The organism is Candidatus Andeanibacterium sp., from assembly GCF_057143545.1.
Genome location: NZ_DBNHSF010000178.1, coordinates 1 through 6,472, shown reverse-complemented (window position 1 = coordinate 6,472; position 6,472 = coordinate 1). Strand labels below are relative to the sequence as shown.

Here is a 6,472-nt window from a genome sequence, read left to right as displayed (position 1 = left end):
TCGGGCAAAGTGCCTGTGGCTGGCGAGGAAGTGACCATTCCGCGCGGGACCGAGGTGATGCTCGACGTCAGCCCGCCCGAATTGCGCAGCCTGACGATCCAGGGCAAGCTGACCTTCGCCGACGAGCGCGACCTGGTGCTGACCACCGAGTGGATCTACGTCCCCGGCGGCGAATTGCAGATCGGCACGGAAGACAATCCCTTCCAGCACAATGCCACCATCACCCTGACCGACAAGGTCAAGGGCGAGGACATCAACACGATGGGCGACCGCGGGATCATGCTGATGCGCGGCACGCTCAACCTGCACGGCAACCGCACGCACACCTGGAGCAAGCTGTCGCAGACGGCAGAGAAGGGTGCCACCAGCATCGAGGTGCTCGATGCCTCGGGCTGGCGCGCGGGCGACGAGATCGTGCTCGCCTCGACCGACTTCAATCCGCGCCAGGCCGAGCGGCGCACGATCACTGCTGTCAACGGCAACACCGTCACCATCGATGCGCCGCTGCAATATATGCACTTTGGCGAAATTACCTTCGGGGTGGACGAGCGCGGCGAGGTTGCCAATCTTACGCGCAACATCAAGATCCAGGCGTCCGAGGATGCGGCGACGAACTATTTCGGTGGCCACATCATGGCGATGAGCGGCTCCAAGGCTTATGTCGACGGGGTCGAACTTTACCGCATGGGCCAGCATCTGACCCTCGCCCGCTACCCGATGCATTTCCACCTGCTCGGCGAAGGCGCGGGCATGTACATCCGCAATGCCGCGATCCATGACACGTTCAACCGCTGCGTCACCGTCCACGGCACCAATGACCTGCGGATCGAGAACAACGTGACCTACAACACGGTGGGCCACTGTTTCTTCATGGAAGACGGGATCGAGACCGGAAACACCTTCATCAGGAACCTGGCAATCCAGACCAAGTGTCATCCGACATTGGACTGCGTGCCTACCGATCTCGGCGCCAACGCAGAGAGAGAATCAAGGCAGGCGAATCCTGCTGCCTTCAGGGAGGCCAGCTTCCATGGCGGGAACACCCTGCTGCCTTCGGACAACACGGCGGCGTCCTTCTGGATCACCAACCCGGACAACAGCTATATAGACAATGTCGCGGCAGGTTCGGACTCGACCGGATTCTGGCTGTCCATCCCGGAGCACCCCAATGGCGCCTTCCTCGGCACGGAAATCGCCGCCAACACCTGGCCGCGCCGCACGCCGCTGCGAGCATTCAGGGGCAACACGGCGCATTCCAACTTCGACGGGTTCATGTTCGACCGCAACATCTATCAGGACAACACCTTTGGCCTGGCCACCATCCCTCTGCTGCCACTGGCGGACCCTACCGACCTTGAGGGCGAAGTGCTGGAAACGCACTTCGAGAACCTGACCGCCTACAAGAACCGCAATGGCGGGCTCTGGGGCCGTGGGGACATGTTCGTATACAGTAACCTGAAACTGGCCGACAATGCCATCGGCATGACGCAGGCCGCCGGTGACATTGGCAGCAACCCGTTCAATTCGCGGCTGGAAGATTCGCTGATCGTGGGCGAGACCGACAATATCGGAAATCCCACGACGCCCGAGGAAGTGGCCTATGGCCGCAGCCTGCCCAAGACGCTGATCCCCGATTTCCCGATCCGCGGCTACGAATACTACGATTACCGCGATGATGTGGTGAACACGACATTCGTGAATTTCCAGGACAATGATCTTCGCCGAACCGGCGCGCTGTCCTTCCTGCTGTTCACCAGCGCGGGGCTCAGTACCGGGAGCACGATAAAGGGTGCGCAATTCGTCAACGCCAAGCCGGTCTATTTCCCGAAATACGATGCCCGGTTCGATAACGACAACCGCGGCAACAACGCATACCGGACCCTGTCGTTTCGCGACCTCGACGGATCGGTGACCGGCATCCCCGCTTCCCAGGTCCTGCTCCACGACGGCGAGAATGACAGCGTCGTCACCGACGACAGCTGCGAAATTCATCCCAGCTGGAACGCCTCTGTGTGCACGGGCGATATCGGTCGCCTGAATCTTTCAGACGCCACAGGGGAACTTCCAAAGGGAGTCGATCTCAGTACGCGGACCGCCCGGTGGGCCTTGCTCTCTTCGCTCGGTCCGGATGCTCCGGACACGCCTCTCGCCCGGGCCCAGCGTGAAGCCCTGTTCTCCCGTCGTCCTCCGCAGGCGCCCATCGCGCTCATTCGCAATGGCAAGGAGTTCAAGATCAGCGGTGACATAAGTACCGTGCGTGCCGGCACCGAGATCGAGGTGAAGACCGAAAGGCCGGAAGTCACTCTCAGCCTGGCCGAAATGGACGAGGGGGCATGGGTCATTTTCGAACTGCCGGGCTTCACCCATGCAGCCTCCGGGACGCAGCAAGCCAGCATGGACGCATTGCGGGCAGCGGACGAGACCTCCTATTTCATCGACGGAGATACGATGTGGGTCAAGCTGGTGGCCGATCCTCCGGTCAGGGAGGTCATTCGACCAACGGACCTGCAAGCCAGCATAACGGTAAGCAGGGAAAACCTCGGCGGCTGACGCCTACATGAGCATCGCGACGGCGGCCTGGATCCGATCGTCAATTCAATAGGGCCTGTCCCCATTGATCGTGACGCGGTGCATCACCCGGCGCTGGCCGGAATAATCGTTCAGCGCATAATGCAGCGTCGCCCGGTTGTCCCAGAAGGCGACGTCTCCCGCCCGCCAGCGCCAGCGGCAGGTGAACTCCTCGCGGGTCGCCTGCTGCATCAGGAAGTCGATCAGCGGCTTCGATTCTTCCTCGGTCATGTCCTTGAAGCGCGGGGTGAACAGCCCGCTGACATAGAGCAGCTTCCTGCCGGTTTCCGGATGGGTGCGGACCAGCGGGTGCTCGGTTTCGTATTCGGCGGCCGCGCTGGGAGCGGATCTGACCGATGAGTCCTTGCTCCAGTCCTGCGAATAGAGGCCGTAGATCTTGGCCGGGGTGTGGACCATGGTCAGCCGGTCGAGCATATCGCGCATACCGGGCGAAAGCGTTTCATAGGCGATATACTGGTTGGCCCACAGCGTATCCCCACCGACCTCGGGCACTTCGAGCGCATAGAGGATCGAGCCGAGCGGCGGCTCTTCGAGATAGGTCACATCGCCGTGCCAGGCGCCGCCGAAATTGCGCGTGTCGCCCGGTTCCTTGCGCACTTCGATGATATAGGGATAATCGTCCATCCCCTTGACCTGATCATGCAGGCCAAGCGTGCCGAAGCGCTCGGCAAAGGCAAGGTGCTGTTCGGGCGTCATTTTCTGGCCGCGAAAGAAGATCACCAAATTCTCGTTCAGCGCCCGGCGGATCTCGGCGATGACTTCGCCGTCGAGGTCCTGCGCCAGGTCGACTCCGCCAATCTCCGCGCCGAGCGTCGCGGCGACCGGCGAGACGGAGATGTGGCGGTATTCGGACATCACTGTGCGGCCCTGTGCGCTTCCGCCTCGGTGTCCATCTCGCGCACCGGGTTCTCAGGCCCGGTGCCGCGGTTGGGGATGAAGTCGTTGAGCACATTGCGGCGCTTGATCAGCCATTTGCCGTCGACCCGCGCGAATTCGTCCTCATAGGCGCCGTAAGTGCCGATCTTGGGCTCGTCGTTCGGGCCGTGATTGGCCATTTCGAGCCATAGCGAGCGTGCCCAGGCGCGGTCGCCTTCGACCCGGATCGAACTCTGCAGGATTACGTGGCGCAGTTTCGCCGGCTTGCCATCGGCGGTGTGGTAGAAGCGCCCGATCCCCTCGCTGAACCGCACGACCGCCTCGCGGATCGCGTCGCGGCCCTTATAGGTCCCGCTGGCGAATTCGAGCTCGCCATCCTCGGCGAAGGTGCCGACATAGGCATCCCAGTCGAAATAATCGATGGCGAACAGATAGCGCGCCATGAGGTCCTCGATCTCGGCCCGGTCCTGCCCGTAAGCGTCCGCATAATCGGGCGGCAGGGTCACCTCCTGCGCGGCAAGTGGTGCGGCCAGGGCCGAAAGGGCTGCGGCGACCATTACGGTTTTTATCGACATCGGGCTCACTCCCTGTGTTCTAGTTTTCCCAATCCTCGTTCGCCCGCGCGATGAGGTAATGATGGATCGCCTCGGCCTCTTGCTGGCTCACCAGATCGGCAAAGCTCGCCATGCCCTTGCGGGCCAGGCTACCCCCGATCACGATCTCGAGGAATGCCTCATGCGTTGCGGGCGACATGTGGCGCAGATCCTTGATCCCGCCGCGTGCCGCCGTGCCGTGGCACAGGGCGCAGTTCTCGCCATAGAGAAGCTCGCCCAGCGCGACCTGTTCGGGCGTCCCGGCAAGCCTGGGCGGCGCCGAGAGCTCCGGCACGACAAAGCTTTCGGCCGGCATCGGCGGCAGTTGCGCCGTCCCGCCGAGCTTGAATACCAGCAGCCGCGGCGGGCCAAGGAACAGGCGGGAGTAAGCCGCGCGCTCGACATGGGCGAGGCCCCCGCCCCACCCGGCATTGACCGCGATATATTGTTCGCCGTCGACCATGTAGGTGATCGGCGCGGCGATCGGGACTTGCTGCACCGGCATTTCCCAGACCTTCTCGCCGGTGTCGGCGCGATAGGCGGCGAATGTGGTCCCGATATTGCCCTGAAATACCAGATTGCCCGCGGTGACGAGCACCCCACCCGAACCCTTCTGCTCCTTGGGCGTGCGCCACACTTCGCGCTGGGTTGCCGGATCGATCGCCACCAGCCATCCGCCCGAATGGGCATCGGCATATTCGGCGTGCTGCCGCCTGAGATCGTCGTCGCCGCGGAAGCTCGTGCCGAGCCCGCCGCGGGCGGGATCGTAATTCTCCGCGAGGCCATAGCTCATATAGGTCTCGGTCACCGGGATATAGACCAGCCCGGTCAGCGGGCTGTAGGCCATCGGGTTCCAGTTATGCGCGCCGCCCGCGCCGGGCGAGACCATCACCGGCACTTTTCCGTAGCGCGCCTCGGGGATTTCGACCGGGCGTCCTGTCGCCAGATCGACACGGCTGGCCCAGCTGATCGGGACGAGCTTTTCCGCGCTCAAGAGCTCGCCGGTTTGGCGGTCGAGAACATAGAAGAACCCGTTCTTGGGCGCCTGCATGATGACCTTGCGCGGCTTCCCGGCAATCTCGATGTCGGCCAGGATCATCTGCTGGGTCGCGGTGTAATCCCACTGTTCGCCCGGCGTGGTCTGGTAGTGCCAGCGATATTCGCCGGTCTTCGCATCGAGCGCGACGATCGAGGCGAGGAACAAATTGTCGCCACCGCCGGGGCTGCGATAGTCCCGCGCCCAGGGCGAGCCGTTGCCGGTGCCGATATAAATGAGGCCGAGTTCGGGATCATAGGACATCGAATCCCACACCGTGCCGCCGCCGCCCTGCCGCCACCATTCGCCGGTCCAGGTGGTCGCGGCCATTTCCATCGCTTCGTTCTCGAAGCCGGCCGCGGGATCGCCGGGCACGGTATACCAGCGCCAGAGCAGCGTGCCGTCATTGGCATCGTAGGCGGAAACATAGCCCCTGACGCCCAGCTCCGCCCCGCCATTGCCAATGAAGACCTTGCCGTCGAACACGCGCGGCGCGCCGGTGATGGTGTAAGGTTGTTCGGGGTCGGTGGTCTGGACCGACCAGCGCTCCTCGCCGGTCGCGGCATCGATCGCGATCAGCCGTCCGTCGAGCGCAGCCACAAGGATTTTTCCTTCCCATGCAGCCAGCCCGCGTGACACGATGTCGCAACAGGCCATCCTGCCATAGCGGAGCGGGACCTGCGGGTCGTAACGCCACAGCACCTTGCCGGTCGCGGCGTCGTATGCGGTAGTGATGTTCCACGGCTCGGTGTTGTAGAGCACCCCATCGATCACGAGCGGGGTCGCTTCCTGCCCGCGGTCGGTGGTGAGATCGGCGAACCAGGCCAGGCCAAGTTGGCCGACATTGTCGAAGTTAATCTGGGTCAGCGGCGAGAAGTGCTGTTCGTCATAGGTGCGTCCGGTCGCCATCCAATCGCCGTGATGGGTATCCGCGTCGAGCATTGCCCCGTGGTTCACCCAGGCTGGCTGGTCGATCACCAGGGTCCCGGCGGAAAGCAGGACCAGCGCCGAAACCGCCAGCACGGTGCGCGCCAGCTTGTTCGCAGCACGCATCATTGCCCGTCGCTCACGATCACGCGTTCCTCGAACAGGCGGGTCAATTCGTCTTCGTCGGTCCGCTCATAGACGAGATCGGCCGGGTTGGCGCCATTCTCGGCCGCAATCGCGGCGAGCCTGCCACCGCCAAGATAGAGCGTGTCGGGTTCGATCTCGGCAATTGGGTCCTGGTAGGCCTCGTCCATGGTGACGATGGTCCAGCCATCGGCCTCCAGAGCTTCAACCAGGTCCACCATGAACAGCGCGGCGATGTCGGTCTCATGCAGCAGCAGTACATGCGCGGGTGATCGATCCAACACGCGCTGCGCCATGTCTTCGTAGA

4 protein-coding genes and 1 pseudogene are annotated in these 6,472 nt (G+C 63.1%); 1 reads left to right on the top strand and 4 read right to left on the bottom strand.

Features of this window, described 5'->3' with window-relative positions; all coding sequences use genetic code 11:
- Nucleotides 1-2,550, top strand: a 2,550-nt coding sequence (locus tag AC16XC_RS10595) for a G8 domain-containing protein (protein WP_484034625.1), incomplete at its 5' end; no start/stop codon positions are given.
- Nucleotides 2,551-2,595: 45 nt separating this feature from the next.
- Here AC16XC_RS10595 and AC16XC_RS10590 read toward each other — a convergent pair.
- The 4 genes and pseudogenes from AC16XC_RS10590 to AC16XC_RS10575 all read right to left on the bottom strand — a co-directional run.
- Complete coding sequence (locus AC16XC_RS10590) at nucleotides 2,596-3,444, bottom strand: TauD/TfdA dioxygenase family protein (RefSeq protein ID WP_484034624.1); 849 nt, start codon at nucleotides 3,442-3,444, stop codon at nucleotides 2,596-2,598.
- Entirely contained in the window at nucleotides 3,444-4,040 is a 597-nt protein-coding gene (locus AC16XC_RS10585) for a nuclear transport factor 2 family protein (RefSeq protein WP_484034623.1), read from the bottom strand. The genes AC16XC_RS10590 and AC16XC_RS10585 overlap by 1 nt, the downstream gene beginning before the upstream one ends.
- Nucleotides 4,041-4,059: 19 nt before the next feature.
- Entirely contained in the window at nucleotides 4,060-6,147 is a 2,088-nt protein-coding gene (locus AC16XC_RS10580) for a PQQ-dependent dehydrogenase, methanol/ethanol family (protein ID WP_484034622.1), read from the bottom strand.
- A pseudogene (locus tag AC16XC_RS10575) lies at nucleotides 6,147-6,472 on the bottom strand (polysaccharide deacetylase family protein); the annotation flags it as partial. The gene AC16XC_RS10580 and the pseudogene AC16XC_RS10575, both read right to left, overlap by 1 nt.

Excerpts from the sequence above, each read along its gene's own strand:
- AC16XC_RS10585 (WP_484034623.1), bottom strand. The coding sequence starts at position 4,040 with ATGTCGATAAAAACCGTAATGGTCGCCGCAGCCCTTTCGGCCCTGGCC.
- AC16XC_RS10580 (WP_484034622.1), bottom strand. The coding sequence starts at position 6,147 with ATGCGTGCTGCGAACAAGCTGGCGCGCACCGTGCTGGCGGTTTCGGCG.
- AC16XC_RS10590 (WP_484034624.1), bottom strand. The coding sequence starts at position 3,444 with ATGTCCGAATACCGCCACATCTCCGTCTCGCCGGTCGCCGCGACGCTC.